This is a genomic window from Leifsonia sp. 71-9 (assembly GCF_001898805.1).
Classification (GTDB): Bacteria; Actinomycetota; Actinomycetes; order Actinomycetales; family Microbacteriaceae; genus Leifsonia.
In genome coordinates, this window is the sequence record NZ_MKVJ01000003.1 from 132,690 (window position 1) to 151,795 (window position 19,106).

Sequence of the window (19,106 nt, forward strand, 5' to 3'; positions counted from 1 at the left end):
GCGAAGACCCGCCGAGGTTCACGTCGTTGCGCTCATCCGGGCTGGAATGAGCGCCACGTCGTGAACGTCGACGGGCCGACGGGTGCGGGAGGCGCGGCTAGGGTTGGGTGGACCAGCCTCCGCGGGGCGGGGTCGGCCAGTGCGGCCTGGTCGAGACGACCTTCGTCACGGCGCCGCTGGTGGGGTCGAGCAGCACCTCCCGCTGCTGCGGGTGCCACCAGTCGAACAGGCCGCCGATGGAGCCGGCGCGCGTGTCGAACGACGCGTCGCCGATCCGCCCGGTCAGCCAGTTGTTCTCGATGAAGCGCAGGACGCTGGTCTGCTCGATCGGGGTGTGGTCGACCTTGTTCTGGGCGGCCCACGGCGAGATCAGCAGGAACGGCAGGCGCTGGCTCGGCCCGCAGCGGTCGGCGTAGCCGCCGGCGGCGTGCGAGACGCTGGTGCACACGGCCGAGTCGACCGCCGCATCCTTCGACCCGTTGGTCACCTTCGGCGCCACGTGGTCGTACCAGCCGTCGGAGTCGTCGTAGGTGACGACGACCGCGGTGCTCGACCAGCTGTCGGACTTCTGGATGGCGTTGATCTCGTTGACGAGGAACTTCTGCTCGTCCAGCGGGTCGGAGTAGGCGGCGTGGCCGTCCTGCGCCTCCGGCGCCTTGAGGAACGAGACGGCGGGGAGGTTGTCCGCCTTCAGCGCCGCGTCGAACGAGGTCAGGTCGTACTGGTGGTTCGCCTGGTCGGTGTGCCCGATCGCCTTCACGCTGGAGGGCGCGAGGTGGTGCGGGTTCGAGGTCGACTTGTAGTACTGGAAGGGCGAGTGGTGCGGCGAGTAGTCCTTCGGGGTCGCGCCGGCCACGTTCGCGGTGGTCTTGTCGCAGGCCGCGTAGGAGCCGGACTGGCCGTTCCAGGCGGTGGTCGGCGTGAAGCCGCCCTGGAACCAGCCCCAGGTCACGCCGCGCGCGTTGAGCAGGTCGCCGACGTTCTTGCCCGACATCCCGACCACGGCGGAGGTGGAGGTGTGGTCGTTGTCGGAGCAGTCGTCGTACGCCGGGTCGGGGTCGCCGATCACGGTCCCGACGCCCGCGGCGTTCGGCGACTGGACGGCCGTCGAGGCCGGCAGCACGGCGCCGGTCTTCGGGTCGTAGGCGGTGCCGCCGTGGGTCTGGCCCGAGACGAGGTTCAGCGCGCCGGGGGTGGAGGGGCCGAACTCGGTGTCCCAGTTGTTGTCGCTCATGGCGTAGTTCTGGGCGTAGTTCCACATGCCGGTGACGGTGTTGCCGTCGTAGTAGTCCATGACCAGGCCGGGCGCGCCGTATGCGCCGGTGCAGGTGTCGGTGCTGGTCTTCTGGACGAACATGTCCATCGTGCCGGCGTCGACGGCTCCCTGCTCGGCGGCGTAGCTGTGGTTCTGGTCGCAAGTCACCGCCTGCGCGGGAGTGAGCCGCTTCGGCGGGTAGAGGTTGGGGTTGCTGGTGAGCGTGCCGCTGCTGGCGAGGGTGTTCGCCGCCGGGGTGCGCGGGGCGGCGGTGAACGGTGTGCCGTCGGTGTTGGCCGCGTTCGGATAGGTGCCGAAGTAGTGGTCGAAGGAGATGTTCTCGTCGAAGATCACGACGAGGTGCTTGATCGGGGTGACGGTCTGCGCGGAGTGGTCCCCGTGATCGCCGTAGCCGTTCGCGGAGGCGGAGGCGGGCGAGCCCGCCAGGACGCCCGCGCCGACGAGCGCGACGACGCCCAGGAGGGCGGCTCCCGCTCCGGCGAGGGTGGAGCGGCGCAGACGGAGGTGTCTGGACACGTTTCCTTCTTTCCTGCTGGTGGTGGGACCGGCGCGGGCGCGCCGGTCGGCCTCGCGACGGTCAGGCGAGCATCGTGCGCCCGAGCCAGTCGGAGGAGTCGTGGACGCCGGGCAGCGCGAAGTAGTACCCGCCGCCGAAGGGCTGGATGTAGTCGACCAGCGGCTCGCCGGCGAGGCGCTTCTGCACGGCGACGAACTGCCGGTCGAGGTCCTGGTTGAAGGCGACGAAGACCAGGCCCATGTCGAGGTTGCCGTTGGCGTCGGTCCCGCCGTCGTAGTTGTACGCGCGCCGCAGCAGCCGCTGGTCGGCGGTGTCGGCGGTGCGCGGGTTGGCGAGCCGGATGTGCGCGTCGAGCTGGATGACGTCGCCGGTCGCGTCGAGCTCGTAGTGCGGGTCGTCGAACTCGTGGCTGGCGGTGAGCGGCGCCCCGGTGTCGCGGCGGCGGCCGATCATGTTCTCCTGCTCGTGCAGGTTCACGCGGTCCCAGAACTCGACGAGCATCCGGATGACGCGCACCACGTGGTAGCTGCCGCCGGTCGTCCACGCGGGTTCGCCGCCCGTGCCGCCGCGCGCCCACACCAGCTTCGACATCAGCGCGGCGTCGGTGACGTCGGGGTTGCTGGTGCCGTCCTTGAAGCCCATCAGGTTGCGGGGCGTCCCGCTCGGTCGCGGCGGGGAGACGAAGCCGTCCTGCCGCCAGCGCACCTGCATCCCGCCGCGGGTCGCGCGGGCGATCTCGCGGACCGCGTGCGTGACGGTGTCGCGCTCGTCGGCGCAGACCTGCAGCAGCAGGTCGCCGTCGCACACCTCCCGGCGCAGCGCGTCGTCCGGGAACGCATCCATCGCCCGCAGCCGAGCGGGTTTCGCGGCGGCGAGCCCGTAGCGGTCGTCGAAGAGGGAGGCGCCGGCCGACAGGGTGACCGTGAGCGACCCGGGCTCGACGGTCGGGCCGAGCACGCCGGAGTCGCGCGGCGGCGCGGTGAGCCCGGGGTCGGGCGGGGTGCCGCCGGCGGTGAGGAACCGGGCCCGCTCGGTGATGGTCTTCAGGAGGTCGGCGAGCTCGGTGCGGTCGGCCGCCGTCGCGTCGAGGGCGACGAAGGCCGCCGCGCGCTGCGGGGTGGTGAGCACGCCCTGCTGGTGGGCGCCGTGGAAGGGGTAGGCGCGCTGGGTCGCGTCGGCCGCCGAGGGGGAGTCGGCTGGTGCGGTGGAGGCGGCGGACGCGGCCGCGCCGATCCCGGCGCCCGCCCCCGCGGCGACGACCGCGGCCGCGGGGAGCGCCGCGCCCGCCGCCGTGAGGAACCCGCGCCGGCCGATCCGCGCCCCCGGCTCGCGCCGCTCCTCTGTCGTGCGCTCCGTCTCGGTCACGAGTCCCTCCTCGGGTCGCAGATGGCGGCGACGGGGGCGAGCAGCTCCGCGTCCTGGTCGAGCGCGGCGTCCAGGCGCTCGCGGTGGGCGCGGTCGAGCCCGGCGAGCGGCGTCCAGGTGCCGTCGGCCGCGCGGAACGACTCGACGAGCGTGCGCGTCCGCTGGAGCGCTTGCGTCGTGCGGTCGAGGTCGGCGTAGCGCGGGGCGAGGATGTCGTGCAGCGGTGCCAGCGCCTGCGCCGCACCCTCGAGGTTCGCGTCGATCGTGGCGAGCTCGGTGCCGGACCCGGCGTCCGCCGCGCCGGTCAGCACATCCTGGACGGCGACCTCCACGATCTCGTGGGCGCGCAGCGCGATCGCTCCCGGGTCGATCTCGGCGTCGGCGAACGTTCCGGCGAGGCTGCCGACCTCCGCCGCGAGCTGCGCCGTCGAAGCGGCCACCGTCGCGGGTGCCGCCCCGCCCCACAGCTGCGACTCGACGAGGTGGAAGCCGGTCAGGCCGTCCCGGGGCAGTCCGTCGATCTGGTCTCCGACGTCGCCGAACGCGTCGTACGCGGCGCCGAGGGTCTCATAGGTGGTGTGGGCCGCCAGCCAGTCGTGCTTCGCGGCCGCTAGGTCGCCCTCCTCGGCGTCGGCCGACAGCGCGGCGACCTGCTGCTGCAGCACGGGCAGGCGGGTGCCCACCCATCTGCCGTAGGCGAGCGCGACCGGGATGAGGTCGCCTCGCGTCACCGGGACCATCCCCGGGGTGAGCTGCGCGGAGGCGGGCGCGCGGCCGACCGTGACCGTGGGTCCGCGCACGGGGTCGGCGTCGGCGGGCAGGCAGACGAACCGGTACCTCCCGCTGCCGAGGGCGACGTGCGCCTTGGCGTGCACGCCGGCGCCCAGGTTCTCGAGGTCGAGGTAGACCTTGCCGCCGACGGCCTCCTGGAGGTAGACCTCCATCCCGGCGACCGTCGGGTTGGTGACGGTGAGATCCTCGTCGCCGCCCGGCACGGTGCCGCCGTCGCCCCAGCCGGCGCCGCAGTCGTCGAGCCCGGCGGAGACGGAGTACGCGCCGGACGCCGATGCCACGGCCGCGGGTCGCGCGGCGATCGCGAGCGTCACGGCCACCGCGACGAGCACGCCGACGATCACCAGGATCGCTGTCAGGCGTGAGCGTTTCGACATCGCGGGGGAGTCCTTCGCGGGGGAGCTGCGGGGGAGGCGCCGGTCGGGCGGCGCTCCGGCAGCAGCGATCCTAGGAGCCGCCTGTGCGCCGGGGGAGGGGAGGTCACTGCTTGTTCACCGGACCGTCACGGCGGCGTCCCCGAACGGGGGGTCCTGCCCCGGAGTGGGCTGGGAGAAACGGCGTGGACCGGTGAGAATCCCCACAGATTGGGGGTGCGCCGGACACCTCTCCTTCACCTTCCCGTCGCCGCGCCTTCATGGGCGGCCCGCACCGTATGCGTGACGGTCGCCCACCAGAGGCACGAGACCCCGCGTGCCGGCCCCGTCCCCTCTCCCGAAGGCACAGCCATGTCCGCGACGCCGCGCATCGTTTTCTCCACGTTCCGTTCCAGCGCCGATCCGATGTTCCTCGCCTGGACGCGGTTCCTCCAGACCGTCGAAGGCGCGGCCCGCCGCACCGGTTCCATCGCGGTCTCGCGCCCCGGCACCCCCGCCGCGACCAGCGTGGTGCGCCGCAGCCCGATGGCGCATCCCGTCACGGCGGACGGTGCGTGCGGGGTGTGGCGCATCCTCGCCCCCAACAACCGCGAGCTGGGCCGCAGCGCCCGCGCCTACACCTCCTACGCGGCGGCCCGTGCCCATGTGATCGCGCTGCGCGCCGGCGTCGACGAACTGCGTCTGACGACCGTGAGCGGCGAGCGCACCGGGATGCACGGCTGGTACCTCTCGCACGGCCGCCAGCCGGTCATCACCTGCGGCCGCTGGTACGGCGCCGCCGCCTCCGGCACCACCGCCGCCTTCGCCGCGATCGACGCCCTGCGCGACGCGGAGATCGAGGACACCGTGCGCCGCCTCGAGCCGCCACGCCGCACCGGCGCGGTCGCGGACGACGTCGTGTGGTGATGCGCAGACTGCTGCTCGTCGCCGGGGCGGTCGCGATCGCGGCCGTCGTGGGCGTCTGCGCGCTCAGCTCGGCGCCCGCGCCCCGGGGATGGAGCGTGCCGCCCTCCGACACCGTTCCCCTCGGGGACGCGATGCCCGGGGGTGGGCCCGCCGGCGCCGCGGACGCCACCGGGACCGGCGCGACCGGCGCGGATCCGTCCACGGCATCCGGCACGACTGCCGCCGGCGCCGGCCCCGCCGTCGGCAACGCCTCCCGCGTCTCCCGCGCGTGGGCCGCCGACGTGGCGCGGCGCACGGGCATCCCGGAGCGCGCTGTCCTCGCCTACGCGGGTGCCGCGACCGCGATCGCCGTGGCGGACCCGGGATGCCGCCTCGGCTGGTCGACCCTCGCCGGACTCGGGGCGGTGGAGTCGCACCACGGCACGATCGGAGGCTCGGCGCCGCAGCCGGACGGGACCGTGCAGCCGCCGATCCTCGGTCCGCGCCTCGACGGCACCGACTACGACGCGATCCACGACACCGACGGCGGTCGGCTCGACGGCGACCCGCAGTGGGATCGCGCGGTCGGGCCGTTCCAGTTCATCCCGTCGACCTGGGAGCAGTGGGGAGCCGACGGCTCCGGCGACGGCATCGCCGACCCGCAGCAGCTCGACGACGCCGCCCTCGCCGCCGCACGCTACCTCTGCTCGTACGGCGACCTCTCGCAGCCCGCCGCCTGGCGCGAGGCGATCTTCGCCTACAACCACCTCGACTCCTACGTCGACGCCGTCGCGGCCGCGGCCAACGCCGCTGCGACGAGCGCGCGCGGCGCGAGCGGCCGATGAGCGCCTTCGCCGGCCGGTTCGAGCTCGACGGGCTGCTCGGCAGCGGCGCGACGGCCTCCGTCTACAGCGCGCACGACACGACGACCGGCGAGACGGTCGCGATCAAGGTGCTGCACCCGCGTCTCTCCGGCACGGCGGCCGAGCGGGACGCCTTCTTCGCCGAAGCGGCAGCGGCCGCCCGCGTCGACCATCCAGGCGTCCCCGCGGTGCTCGGCCACGGCGTCGACGAGGGAGGCGGCGAGCCGCGGGCGTGGATCGCGACCTCCCGCGCGCCCGGCCGCACCCTCGCGCGACTCGTCGACGAGGACGGCCCGCTCGATCCCCGGGCGGCCCTCGCGCTCGCCGCCCGTCTGCTCGACGCGCTCGCCGCGGTGCACGCGGCGGGGCTGGTGCATCGCGACGTCGCCCCCGGCAACGTGGTCGTCGCGGGCGACGGCGCGGTCTCGCTGCTCGACTTCGGCCTCGCGGACGCGCCCGGACGGTCCGCCGTCGGCGGCGACGTGCTGCGCTCCGGCGCGCCCGGATCCGACGGCGGCGTCATCGGGAGCGTCAACTACCTCTCGCCCGAGCAGGCGCTCGGCGCTCCCGTCGACGAGCGCGGCGATCTCTACCAGGCGGCCGGCCTCCTGCACTTCGCGCTGACCGGTCGCCCGCCGTTCCCGCGCGCGACCACGGCGCAGACCATGGCGGCGCACGTGTCGGCGCCTCCTCCGGTGCCGTCGGCACTCGACTCGCGCATCCCGCAGGCCGCCGACGAGATCGTGGTGCGCGGACTGATGAAGCAGCCGGAGTCCCGCTACACGAGCGCGGCGGCGATGGCCGCGGCGGTGCGCGCGGTGCTGGGGGAGGCCGCTCCTCCCACCCTCGGCCGCGTCGCGCGCTCGACGCTCGACGCCGGCACCGCTCTGCTGCCGGGCACGGCTCCGCTCACGTCCACCGCCTCCCCCGTGCCCGCCGCGCCCTCGGTGTTCGTCGGTCCCGGCGGGGAGCTGGTCGATCGGGAGGCGGCGACCGCCGTCATCCCGCGCGGGCGCCGCACCCCCGAGCGCAGGCCCGCCACCCCTCCTCCCGCGGTTCGATCGTCGGCGAGCCGCCCGGAGCCCGCTGCCCCGCCGCGCCCCCTCCCCGCGTCCGCCCGAGCCTCCCGACCCGCCGGGCGACCCGCCGCCGGGCCCGCCGCCCACCCCTCCTCCCGCGCCGGCCGCACCGCCCTCGCCGTCACGGCCGGCGCCGTCGCGGTGGCCGCCACGATCTGGCTGGTCGCCGCCAACGCCGTGCCGACAGCGCCGCCGACCCTCGTGGCCGTCCCGAGCCCGCCCCCGTCCCTCGCGCCCGCGACGCCCACCCCCGAGCCGACCGTCGCGCCCGCGGTGACCGCCCCGCAGGACGTGACCGTCCCGCAACTCGCCGGCCTCCCGCGCGCCGACGCGGCGGCCCGGCTCGCGGCCGCGGGCCTGACCGTCGGGGCCGCCACCTCCCGCGACGGCATCGCCACGGCCGGGACCGTGCTGGAGACCCAGCCGGTCCCGGGTGCTCCCGTCGCGCCCGGGACGGCCGTCGCCCTCGTCGTCGCGTCGGGCCGCAACGCCGTCCCCGAGCTCCACGGCCAGACGATGCTCGCCGCGGGCGCGACTCTCTCGGCGGCCGGTTTCGCCGTCGTCGAGCGGTCGGTCGTCGACTCCACCGTCCCCGACCGCACCGTGCTCGGCAGCGAGCCGGGAGCGGGCACGGTCGTCGCGCTCGGCGAGACGGTCACCGTCGTCGTCAGCCGCCTCCCCGCACAGCCCACCCCGTCCCCGACGCCCACTCCCACCACGACCACGCAGCCCACCCGGCCGCCCGCGACATGACCCCCATCCGTGCACGGTTGCAGCCCCTTCACCCCCGCGTCTCCGGGCGTTCACCCGCTCTGAGCACGCTGTGCCGAGGCGCACGCCGATCCGAGGAACCCGAATGTCACAGCACACCCTGACCGTCCCGCCCGAGCCGGGCACGCGCCAGCGACCCCGCTCGCTGGCCTCGCGCCCGTCGCGCTCCGACTCCGTCTTCCGCACCGTCAGCTACGGCGCCGGCGCGACGACCGTCGGCATCATGCTCGCGGTCGGCTTCTTCCTGGCCGTCCGCGCCGGCGACGCGCTGAGCGTCACCGGCTTCTCGTTCCTCACCGAGCAGCAGTGGTCGCCCGAGACGCAGAAGTTCGGGATCGCCGCGGTGCTGAGCGGCACCGTCACGATCGCGATCATCGCGATGTGCGTCTCCGTCCCGCTCGCCCTCGGCACCTCCCTCCTGATCTCGGAGATCGTGCCGCCGCGGGTCAAGACCGCGCTGATCAGCCTCGTGGACCTGATGGCCGCCGTGCCGAGCGTCGTCTACGGCCTGTTCGGCCTGTTCTTCCTGCAGGAGAACATCATCCCCGTCGCCCGCTGGATCTCGGGGCACTTCGGCTGGATCCCCGTCTTCGCCGTCACCGACGGCAGCGGCCACGCGCTCACCGAGGCGAGCGCGTTCACGTCGTCCGCGTTCATCGCCGGGCTGGTCGTCGCACTCATGGTCGTGCCCACCCAGACCTCCGTGATGCGGGAGGCGTTCTCGCAGGCTCCGTCCGGCGAGCGCGAGGGCGCCTACGCGCTCGGCTCGACCCGGTGGGGGATGATCCGGTCGGTCGTGCTGCCCTTCGGCCGCGGCGGCATCATCGGCGGCACGATGCTCGGCCTCGGCCGCGCGCTCGGCGAGACCATCGCCGTCTACCTGATCATCTCGCCGGTGTTCACGATCAACCTGCAGGTGCTCAAGACGGGCTCCAACTCGGTCTCGGCGCTCATCGCCAACCGCTACGGCGAGGCGAGCTCGTTCGGTCTCTCGGCGCTCATGGCCGCCGGCCTGGTCCTGTTCCTCATGACGCTCGTCGTCAACTTCACCGCCTCCTCCATCGTCGCCCGCTCGCGCTCGGGCGCCCAGACCAACTGACGGCCGGGACCACATGACCACCACCGAGAACTGGAACGCGCCCACCCTGCTGGTGGACGACATCACGGTCGTCGCCGCGCCCGCCGAGCGTCCCGAACAGCCCGCCGCACCCGTCGCCGAGGGGCACACCAGCCTCCCGCCCGAGGACCGCGGCGACATCGGCCCGCGCCGCGACGTCAGCCAGACCACCTCCGAGGACCGGTTCAACCTGTGGGGCGCGCTCGTCGCCGGGATGGCGCTCGCGCTCCTGCTCTTCGGCTGGTTCGCGCCGCTCACCGGCGAGGTCGGCTGGGCCGTCGTCGCCTTCCTCTCCTTCATCGCCATCTACGCCCTGCTCGTCTCGCTGCGCTCCAACCGCCAGACCGTCGCCGACCGCGTGATGACCGTGCTCTTCGTGAGCTCGGGGCTCGCACTGTTCGCCTCCCTCGTCTTCGTGTTCGTCTTCGCCTTCGTGCGCGGCGCCTCCGCCGTCACGCACCTCAACTTCTTCGGTCAGACGATGGAGTTCGCCGGCCCGCTCGATCCGCTCTCGAAGGGCGGCATCCTGCACGCCATCGTGGGCACGCTCATCCAGATCGCCATCGCGCTCGCGATCACCGTGCCGCTCGGCGTCGCGACCGCGGTCTTCCTCAACGAGATCGGCGGGAGGTTCGCCCGCTTCGTCCGCACCATCGCCGACGCCATGACCGCGCTGCCCTCCATCGTCGCCGGCCTCTTCGTCTACTCGGCGATCATCACGTTCGTGACCCACCAGCGCTCGGGCTTCGCCGCCTCCCTCGCGATCACCGTCATGATGCTGCCGATCGTCATCCGCGCCTCCGACGTCGTGCTGCGGCTGGTGGCCGGCAACCTGCGCGAGGCGTCGTACGCGCTGGGGTCGACCCGCTGGCGCACCGTCTGGCACGTCGTGCTGCCGACCGCGCGCTCGGGCCTCGTGACCGCCGTCATCCTGGGCACCGCCCGCGGGATCGGCGAGACCTCGCCCGTGCTGCTCACCAGCGGCGTCACGGCCGTGATGAACGTCAACCCGTTCAGCGGCCCGATGATCTCCCTCCCGCTCCAGGTCTTCGACTTCGTCAAGAGCCCCGAGCCGAACATGATCGCCCGCGGCTTCGGCACCGCCGTCGTGCTGATCCTGCTCGTGCTGGCGCTCTTCTTCGCCGCGCGCGTGCTCGGCGGCAAGGCGCCGGGTCAGCAGTCCGCCGGCAGCAGGCGCCGGACCGCCGACGCCAGCCGCCGCGACCTGATGCGCATCGAGACCGCCGCCGCCGCGCCCAGCCCGACCTCCCCCTCCACCGACCAGAAGGACCCCACGCCGTGATGCCCCGATCCCCCCGACGCATCCTGAGGATCGCGCTGGCCGCGGCCGCCGCCGTGCTCGCCATCGCCGCGCCGCTCGCCCCGCAGGCGGCGCAGTCGTCGCAGGCCGCTGGCGCGAACTGGGCGCCGATCACCGGCACCGGCTCCACCTGGTCGCAGAACGCGCTCGACCAGTGGCGCCGCAACGTCGCCACGAACTACAGCATGACGGTCAACTACTCCGGCACCGGATCGTCCGCCGGGCGTCGCGACTTCATCGCGCAGACGGTCGACTTCGCGGTGAGCGAGATCCCGTTCCAGTCGGCGCCCGAAGACGGCTCGGCGCCCGAGAAGCCGACCTCCGGCTTCGCGTACATGCCGATCGTCGCCGGCGGCACGTCGTTCATGTACAACCTCAAGATCGGCGGCAAGCGGGTCACGAACCTCCGGCTGAGCGGCGACACGATCACGAAGATCTTCACCGGCGTCATCACCAACTGGAAGGACCCGCAGATCGCCAAGGACAACCCGGGCCTCGCGATGCCGGACAAGGCGATCGTGCCCGTGGTGCGCTCCGACGGCTCCGGCTCCACCGCGCAGTTCACGCTGTGGATGTCGAAGCAGCATCCCGCGCTGTGGAACTCGTTCTGCAGCAAGGTCGGCCGCCCGAACCCCTGCGGGCTGACCTCGCAGTACCCGTCGTACGGCAACTTCAAGGCGCAGAGCGGGTCGCTCGGCGTCGCGGGATACGTCAGCCAGTCCTACGGCGAGGGCGCGATCACCTACGTCGAGTACTCCTACGCGCTGAAGTCGGGCTTCCCCGTCGCGAAGGTGCTGAACTCCGCCGGGTACTACATCGAGCCGACCGCGCCCTCCGTGGCCGTCGCGCTGATGAAGGCCGCGATCAACGACAACGCCTCCTCGCCCGACTACCTCACGCAGATCCTCGACGGGGTCTACAACAGCGCCGACCCGCGCACGTATCCGCTGTCGAGCTACTCGTACATGATCGTGCCCACCCAGGTGGCGGGCATCTTCACGGCCGAGAAGGGCAAGACACTCGGGGCGTTCTCCAACTACATGCTCTGCGAAGGGCAGCAACAGGCGGCCACCCTCGGCTACTCGCCGCTGCCGATGAACCTCGTGCAGGCGGGGTTCACGCAGATCAAGCGCATCCCCGGCGCCGACGTGAGCGGGGTCGACCTCAACAAGTGCAACAACCCGACGTTCAAGCCGGGCGACTCGCCCTCGAGCAACCAGCTGGCGGCCACCGCGCCCCAGCCGGCCGCGTGCGACAAGCAGGGGCCGGACCAGTGCACCACCGGCACGGCCGGCGCGCGCAACACCCCGACCGCCACGACCGGCGGCGGCAAGGGCGGCACCTCCGCCGAGGCCGGCGGCGGAGCGGGCGGGGCCGGCGCGGGTGCGGCGGCCGGGTCGACGGATGCCGGCGCCGCCGCGACCGACGGATCGACCGGCACGACCGACGACACCCAGCTCACCAGCGCCAACGCCGCGCGGGCGACCCCGTTCGCGCTGGCGGACGACGGCTGGGGCGGTCAGCAGACGGTGATGCTGCTCGCCGCCGGCCTGCTCGTGCTCGCCATCGTGCTCCCGCCCCTCCTCTTCGGCCGCCTCCGCCGCTCCCGGGGCACCACAGAGTAGCCCCCTCCCCTACCCCCAACCCACAGCCCGCGAGACGTGAGTCGTTGCGGGTGTCCACCCCCGGACACCCGCGACAACTCACGTCTCGGCGGGCTGTTTCCCCATGCCCGCGGCGTGTCCCGGGGCGGTCTCCGCTGGACAAGCTCCCGTCGTCAGCCCGTTCCCGGATCGTTCATCGGGATGTCACGAACCGCCCATAGCTTTGCGCCCGGTCGAGGCAGGTTCGGCCGGAGAAAACCCGGGAGAGACATGGAATCGAGCGGTCGCGTGCGGCCTCGTGGAACGATCGCGCGAGCCCTCTTCTTCGGCGCCTTGGTCGGCCTCGCGGCCACCGCCGTGTTCGCGGGAGTGGGCGGAGCCGGAGCGGGATCTGCCCGCGCCGCGGACTCCACCGCCGTCACCGCCACGGCCGCCCAGCAGGACAAGGACGCGAAGAACGCGCCCTTCCCCGACCTCGCGGTCACCGTCTCCCAGACCACCGACCTCATCTCGCAGGGCGTCACCGTGTCGTGGACGGGCGGCAAGCTCTCCACCCCGCCGAGCGGCGGCAACGGCGGCGAGAACTTCCTGCAGCTCGCGCAGTGCTGGGGCGAGGACCCGGACAACCCCGGGCACCCCGACCGCACGACCTGCCAGTACGGGGCGTTCAACACCGCCGGCGCCACGCGTGACGGCTACGTCACCGACGACACCGTCGCGACGCAGGACGAGAAGTTCTCTCTGCCGCGCCGCGGACCGTTCACGCCCGGCTACACGTCCATCCCGTTCACGAGCGTCGACGGCGCGAAGGTCGCCTCGATCGTCGACGGCAAGCAGACCGACACCAACGTCAACGTCAACCAGTTCTTCAACCCGAGCCAGTCCAACGAGGTGCCGTGGGCCGGTTCGGCGTCGAACGGCGCGGGATCGGTGCGCTTCGAGGTGCAGACCGCGCTGCAGGCGAACGGCCTCGGCTGCGGAACCCCGGTGAAGACCGGCAGCACGACCACGCCGCAGACCTGCTGGCTCGTCGTCATCCCGCGCGGGACCGCCGACTCCGGTGAGCCGCACATCACCCAGTCGGGCCTGCGCTGGGACGCGTGGAAGCACAACATCGCGTTCAAGCTGACCTTCAAGCCGCTCGGTGTCTCGTGCAACATCGGCGCGGCCGAGCGACAGCTGCGCGGGAGCGAGCTCGTCGCGGGAGCCGTCGCCTCCTGGCAGCCGGTGCTGTGCAACTCGCAGGGCGGCGCCATCTACACGATGAGCAACAGTGCGGAGTCGGATGCCGTCCAGGCGGCGAATGGCGCGGACTCGGCTTCACTGGCCCTCACTTCGCGTGCGCTCGGCGGCACGGAGGACGACCTCCGATACGCCCCCGTCGCCGTCGGTGGCTTGGCGATCGCCTTCGCGGTCGACCGGGCGCCGTCCGCCGCCGACGGCACTCCCGAGGATCAGCTGCTGAAGGCGGGGCTGTCGTTCGACTCGCTCAAGCTCACCCCGCGGCTGATCGCCAAGCTGCTGACCGCGTCGTACCTCGACTCGCTCCCCACGTATGCGGACAAGGGGCACCTCGGTGCGAATGCGCGCAACCTCCTGCTCGACCCGGACTTCCTCGACGTGAACGCGGACATCCCGGACTGGAAGTTCCAGGCGATCGTCGCGCCCTCGGTCGCCGACCTCCTCGTGCCGCAGGGTCGTTCCGACGCGGCCATGCAGCTGTGGCGCTACGTGCTCGCCGACGCCGACGCGAAGGCCTTCCTCGCCGGGCAGGCGGACCCCTGGGGCATGAAGGTCAACCCGACCTCGGCGACCGATGCGGCGATCAACCCCTCCGGCGCCGCCCTCGAGCTGCCGCGCGAGGACTTCCCCAAGGCAGACCCGGTCGTGCAGCCGGTGATCAACGGCGCGGCGGAGGTCAACCTCGTGACGTGGCGCCCCTACACGAACGATCTCGACCAGTCCGCCTACCTCACCCTGCGCGGCGACGGACAGGTGCTGGGCCAGTGGGATCCGACCTCCTCCCCGGCGAAGTACGCCAAGACGCCGCGCAGCCTCCCCGGCTACCAGAAGGTCCTCGCCCTCACCGACACGAGCTCGGCCGCCAAGTACCAGGTCGTCACCGCCGCGCTCCGCAACCCGGCGGGCCGCTACGTCACCCCGTCGACCCAGAGCCTGACCGCGGCCGCCACCGCCATGACCCCGGTCCCAGGCCAGTCCCAGGTCGTCGAGTACGACCCGGCCGGGGCGACCGCGAAGGCCGCCGCCGACGCATACCCGCTGACCATGCCGGTCTACGCCGCGACCAACCCGGCCCGCGGGGATGCGGCCACCCGCGCCGACTACGCCGCGTTCATCCGCTACGCCGCCACGACCGGTCAGACCCCGGGCGTCGAGGCCGGCCAGCTGCCGCTCGGCTACGCGCCGATCCCGGCCGGCTGGAAGGCGCAGGCCATCGCGGCCGCCGCGGCCATCCAGTCGGGCGCGACGCTGGACTCGCCCTCCGACGGCGAGGGCGACGGCTCGTTCGGCGACAGCGGGGGCACGGGAGGCTACGGCGCCGACGGCTCGACCGGTGCGACGATCGACACCGCCTCGACCCCGAACGCACCCCAGGCCCTCGGCAGCGCGGCCGGAAGCCTCACCGGCGACAAGACCGCGAAGGATCCGGACACCGGAGCCCTCGCCGCCGTCCTCCCCGGCGGCCTGCTCGGCGGTCTCGCCGCGGCCGGCGCCGTCCCCGTCATCGCCCGCCTCCGGCGGTTCCCGTGACGGCACCAGAGCCCGGGTCGGCATCGACCCGACGAGCGCGTTCCGACCGGTCCGCGCCCAACCCGAAAGGAACCAGAGTGAAGATCAAGAAGGCTGCGGCTCTCTGCGCTGTCGTCGGCACCGCCGTCGCCGGTCTCGTGCTCGCCACCCCGGCGAACGCCGACCCCGTGTCGAGCAGCTACGTGCTGGCCGGCTCGGACACCCTGCAGGACGTCAGCAACGCGCTGGCCAACGGCACCTCGATCACAGGCCCGCTCGTGCGCTCCATCTCCGAGGGCGGATTCATCGCCTCCTACGACGCGTTCGGCTCGGCCGCCATCCAGACCAAGCCCAACGGCCCCTACTTCGCTCGTCCGGCCGGCTCCGGCGACGGCGTGAAGGCTCTCAGCCGCTCCATCGACGGCGCCAACTTCTCGGTCTCCGGGAACACCACTCCGGCCACCGCCATCACCGGCCAGGTCGACATCGCCCGTTCGTCCTCCGGCCCCGGCGCGGCGGCGAACACCTCCGGTCCGCTCGCCTACATCCCGTTCGGTCGTGACGCGGTCTCGTTCGCGATCGCTCCGGGCACCGCGGCCGGTCTCGAGCAGCTCAGCACCGCTCAGCTGACCCAGGTCTACAACTGCACCCTCACCACGGTCAACGGCGTCGCCGTCAAGCCGGTCCTCCCGCAGGCCTCGTCGGGCACCCGCAAGTTCTTCCTGTCGGCGATCGGCGTCACCACGCCGGGCGCGTGCGTCACCGACAGCACCTTCGCCGAGAACGACGGAAGCGTCCTCACCCAGCCCGGCCAGATCATCCCCTTCTCCGTGGCCAGCTGGGTCGCGCAGAAGAACGGCGCGGCGCAGAACCGCACCGGCTCCGCGACGATCGGCAGCGCCCTCGGCGCCACCGCCCCCTTCACCGGAACCGGCAACGCGCTCGTCCCGAACGCGGCCTACTACAACAACTCCACCTGGGGCCGTGACACCTTCGTCGTCGTCGAGTACGCGCGCATCGACGCGTCGAACGCGAACTACGACGCCTCCCTCGCCGCGCTCGTCGACCCCACGAAGGCCAAGAGCCTGACGAACTTCGGCACCCTCGCCGGAACGTCCGGCGCGGTGAAGTCGAAGTTCGGCTTCCTCGCCCCGTCGAGCACCACGCCGCAGCGCGCGAACCTCTCCTAGTCCAGACCCGAACTGAGAAAAGGACGATCATGAAGACCTCCAAGATCGCCATCGTCGCCACGACGATGGCCGCCACCGCGGCGCTGGTCGCGGTGGCAGCCGCCCCGGCCCTCGCCGCCACGCAGGCGAACGGCTCCGACGGCCCGGCGTACCTGTTCAACAACGACGCGGGAGACTTCTCCGCCAACGGATCCACGATCCAGTGGCTGGACGACATCTCGCTCACGCCGGTCACCTCCGACCCCTACGCAGCGTTCCAGTGCTCGGCCGACGCCACCGGCTACCGCACGTTCTGGACCGACCCGGGCGGAGAGCGCCAGCCCACGGCGTACAAGGCGTTCTCGCCGATCATGCCGCTCTCGGCAGGCAAGACGGTCGTCGGCCCGAACACCCGCCCGCAGGGCCAGCTCGGTGCGATCTCCCAGATCAAGACCGGCGGCGGCAACTACTCGATCGGTTTCGCCTGCCTCAAGGACAACGGCGTGAACCTGGCGGCGAGCGGCGTCTGGTACTTCACGGCGCACATCACCGCGGGCACCGGCGCGTACACGTTCGACGCGCAGACCGAGACGCCCACCAACCCGGGCAACCCTGCTCAGACGGGCGACATCGCCCTCGAGGCGACCACCGTCGCCGCGCAGGACGGCACCTTGAGCCTCGTCGTCCCGTCGGGCGCCAAGGCGACCCTCGGCACGGCCAGCCTCGTGAACGGTCTCTCGACCTCCACCGGCACCCTGCCGGCCTTCACGGTCGACGACCAGCGCGTCGTCAGCAAGCCGGGCTGGAACCTCACGGCCAGCACGGCGAACTTCGTGAACGGCGCCGACGCGTCGAAGACCATCGACGCGAAGCAGCTCGGCGTGAAGCCGACGATCGCCACGAACCCGGGAGGCGTGGTCGCGGGGACCGAGCACGTCGCCGGAGACGCGACCGCGTTCAGCGGTTTCGCGTCCGCCCCTGCCGGCACCGGAACCGGTGCGACCAGCCTCAGTGCAGACCTGAAGCTCGTCGCCCCGTCCGGCACGCCGGCGGGTACCTACGCCTCGACGATGACGCTGACGCTCGTCTCGAAGTAGCCGTGGGAATCGGGAGGGGCCGTCGAGAGGCGGCCCCTCCTGCCCGTTCCCGCCCCCGTTTTCACCTCGACAGTCCTGTTTTCACCCAGTTCATGCCGGCGACACACCCCGGCCACCCGGATTCGGATCAATGTAGCGTGCCCTCCACACAGACCCTGCCGCTGCGGCCCGTCCGCGCCGTGGCCGCCCTGCTCGCCGCCCTCGCGGCCGCACTCCTCGGCGTCGGCCCGGCCTTCGCCGACGACGTCGACAGCATCTCCGCCGGACCCGGCGACGACCGCACGCGGCTCAGCTACCAGCTCCAGCCCGGCCAGCACCTCGAGGACGAGTACGTCGTCCGCAACACCGGCACCACCCCGCAGAACGTCACGCTCTTCGCCACCGACGCCTTCAACACCGACGAGGGGGAGTTCGCCCTCCTCGACACCGTGAAGAAGCCGACCGCGGTCGGCACCTGGGTGCTGTTCGACGGCTCGCAGCCGACCGAGGCCTTCGCGCTCGCTCCCGGCGAGCAGCGCACCGTCCCGTTCACGCTCGCCGTCCCGGCCGACGCCGGCCCCGGCGATCACGCCGGCGGCATCGTCGTCTCCAGCCAGAAGGGCGACGGGCAGATCCTGGTCGACCGTCGTGTCGCCACGCGCCTCTACGTGCGCGTGCCCGGAGACCTGCAGCCCGCCCTGACGATCGCCAACGTCTCCGCCGACTACCAGCCCGAGTGGAACCCGTTCGCCGGCTCCACCGCCGTCACCTTCACCGTGCGCAACAGCGGCAACGTCGCCCTGGGCGCCACCATGCTCGTCGGCGCGAAGGCGCTCTTCGGCATCCCCGCCGGCACCGCGGTGCGTCAGGAGCTGCCGGAGCTGCTCCCGGGCAGCACCCGCACCCTCACCGTCGTGGTGGCCGGCACCGCCCAGGTCGGCTACCTCAACCCGTACGTGCAGCTGCAGCCGACCGTCGAGAAGGACGCCCTCAACCCGGGACCCCTCGCCCTGGTCTCCCGTGACACCGTCATCGCGGCCGTGCCGTGGTGGATCCTCGTGCTCGCCGCTCTCGTCGCCGGCTTCTTCCTGTACCGCCGCTGGCGCCGCCGCAACGACGGCAAGCGCGCCGAGGCGTGGATCGCGTACACCGAGGAGGAGGCCCGCCGGAAGGCGCGCGAGGAGCAGGGCGCGGACGGCTCCGTCGAGGCGGAGCCGGTCACGGCCTCCACCGCTCACGGCGAGGACTCCGGCCGATGAGGCGCGCCGCTCGCAGCACGCGCACCGCTCGCACCCTCGCCACCGCCGTCGTGCTCGGCATCGGGATGCTGCTGGCCGGCGCGGGCGCCGCCTCGGCCGACGACGGCGGCATCGGGATCTCGATCGACATCCCGTCCTCGGGCGACAGCTCCACCGGAGGGACCGGCTCGACCGGCGGCGACAGCGGCTCCGGTGGCTCCGGCGGCTCCGGATATCCCGGTTCGACCACCCCGGCCGACGCCCCGCCGAGCGACGTCGCCGCCCCCGGCGCCACGCCCGCGCCGGCCGTCGCGGTCGACAACGGTCCGTTCAACGTCGGCGGCCTGAACGCCAAGTTCGTGCCGTCGCTGAACCCGGGCGAGGGGAAGATCGTCGTCTCGTTCGCGGTGCACAACGGGTCAGCCTCCACCTGGTCGTCGACCGTCCGCGTCTGGCTGACCGGTCCCTTCGGCAATCCGCTCGACGACTCCGGCGACATCGCGGTCACGAACCTCAAGCCCGGCTCCACCATCACCTACAGCCGCACCCTGACCGGTGTCGGCCAGTGGGCCGTCGTCACCGCCCACGCGAAGTTCACCCCGCCCGCGACCATCGACGGCATCGCGACGAAGCCGGCCCTGCGCGAGGCGACGGTCTTCGCGTTCCCGTGGCTCGGGAGCGTGGGAGCCGTGCTCGCCGACACCGCGCTCGCCATCCTGCTCACCCTCCGCGCGTCCGTCTCGGTCCCGGTCGCCGTCGCGGCGGTGCGGGCATGAGCCGGACCGTCCACCCGCTCGGTTCGCCCGGCGGCTCGCCGTCGCCGCAGTACGTCCCGCCCGCGCCCGACGGTGGGCTGCCTGACGGCGCCCAGGCCGACGGCTGGCTGCCGGACGGACCGCCGTCGCGGC

14 protein-coding genes are annotated in these 19,106 nt (G+C 73.0%); 11 read left to right on the top strand and 3 right to left on the bottom strand.

Annotated features, from left to right (window positions below; translation table 11 throughout):
- Positions 1–97: 97 nt before the first annotated feature.
- The 3 genes from BGO91_RS03365 to BGO91_RS03375 form a co-directional block, all read right to left on the bottom strand.
- A complete protein-coding gene (locus BGO91_RS03365) occupies positions 98–1,792 on the bottom strand; it encodes an alkaline phosphatase family protein (RefSeq protein ID WP_290471457.1) in 1,695 nt (564 codons plus the stop codon).
- A gap of 61 nt (positions 1,793–1,853) precedes the next feature.
- Positions 1,854–3,158, bottom strand: a complete 1,305-nt coding sequence (gene efeB / locus BGO91_RS03370; protein WP_290471458.1) for an iron uptake transporter deferrochelatase/peroxidase subunit — start codon at positions 3,156–3,158, stop codon at positions 1,854–1,856.
- Entirely contained in the window at positions 3,155–4,327 is a 1,173-nt protein-coding gene (locus BGO91_RS03375; RefSeq protein ID WP_290471459.1) for an EfeM/EfeO family lipoprotein, read from the bottom strand. The genes efeB and BGO91_RS03375 overlap by 4 nt, the downstream gene beginning before the upstream one ends.
- A gap of 348 nt (positions 4,328–4,675) precedes the next feature.
- On the opposite strand from BGO91_RS03375, the gene BGO91_RS03380 reads away from it, so the two are divergent.
- The 11 genes from BGO91_RS03380 to BGO91_RS03430 all read left to right on the top strand — a co-directional run bounded on the left by BGO91_RS03380 (position 4,676) and on the right by BGO91_RS03430 (position 18,974).
- Complete coding sequence (locus BGO91_RS03380; RefSeq protein WP_290471460.1) at positions 4,676–5,230, top strand: hypothetical protein; 555 nt, start codon at positions 4,676–4,678, stop codon at positions 5,228–5,230.
- Positions 5,230–6,054 (top strand): lytic murein transglycosylase, encoded by an 825-nt coding sequence (locus tag BGO91_RS03385; RefSeq protein ID WP_290471517.1) that lies wholly within the window; start codon positions 5,230–5,232, stop codon positions 6,052–6,054. Before BGO91_RS03380 ends, BGO91_RS03385 begins: the two co-directional genes overlap by 1 nt.
- Entirely contained in the window at positions 6,051–7,904 is a 1,854-nt protein-coding gene (locus tag BGO91_RS03390; protein WP_290471461.1) for a serine/threonine-protein kinase, read from the top strand. The genes BGO91_RS03385 and BGO91_RS03390 overlap by 4 nt, the downstream gene beginning before the upstream one ends.
- 103 nt (positions 7,905–8,007) lie before the next feature.
- A complete protein-coding gene (gene pstC / locus BGO91_RS03395; protein WP_290471462.1) occupies positions 8,008–9,021 on the top strand; it encodes a phosphate ABC transporter permease subunit PstC in 1,014 nt (337 codons plus the stop codon).
- A 13-nt stretch (positions 9,022–9,034) separates the two neighbouring features.
- Positions 9,035–10,342 carry a phosphate ABC transporter permease PstA gene (gene pstA, locus BGO91_RS03400; protein WP_290471463.1) on the top strand — a complete coding sequence of 436 codons (1,308 nt, stop codon included), beginning with the start codon at positions 9,035–9,037 and terminating at the stop codon, positions 10,340–10,342.
- On the top strand, positions 10,342–11,985 hold the full coding sequence (gene pstS / locus BGO91_RS03405) for a phosphate ABC transporter substrate-binding protein PstS (RefSeq protein ID WP_290471464.1): 1,644 nt from the start codon (positions 10,342–10,344) through the stop codon (positions 11,983–11,985). The genes pstA and pstS overlap by 1 nt, the downstream gene beginning before the upstream one ends.
- A gap of 267 nt (positions 11,986–12,252) precedes the next feature.
- A complete protein-coding gene (locus BGO91_RS03410) occupies positions 12,253–14,736 on the top strand; it encodes a hypothetical protein (protein ID WP_290471465.1) in 2,484 nt (827 codons plus the stop codon).
- 77 nt (positions 14,737–14,813) lie between these two features.
- Positions 14,814–15,905: a hypothetical protein gene (locus BGO91_RS03415; RefSeq protein WP_290471466.1), complete on the top strand. Its 1,092-nt coding sequence runs from the start codon at positions 14,814–14,816 to the stop codon at positions 15,903–15,905.
- Between the two features lie 29 nt (positions 15,906–15,934).
- A complete protein-coding gene (locus BGO91_RS03420; RefSeq protein ID WP_290471467.1) occupies positions 15,935–16,981 on the top strand; it encodes a hypothetical protein in 1,047 nt (348 codons plus the stop codon).
- 137 nt (positions 16,982–17,118) lie between these two features.
- On the top strand, positions 17,119–18,219 hold the full coding sequence (locus BGO91_RS03425) for a DUF916 domain-containing protein (protein ID WP_290471468.1): 1,101 nt from the start codon (positions 17,119–17,121) through the stop codon (positions 18,217–18,219).
- Complete coding sequence (locus BGO91_RS03430; RefSeq protein WP_290471469.1) at positions 18,216–18,974, top strand: hypothetical protein; 759 nt, start codon at positions 18,216–18,218, stop codon at positions 18,972–18,974. Before BGO91_RS03425 ends, BGO91_RS03430 begins: the two co-directional genes overlap by 4 nt.
- Positions 18,975–19,106 lie beyond the last annotated feature (132 nt).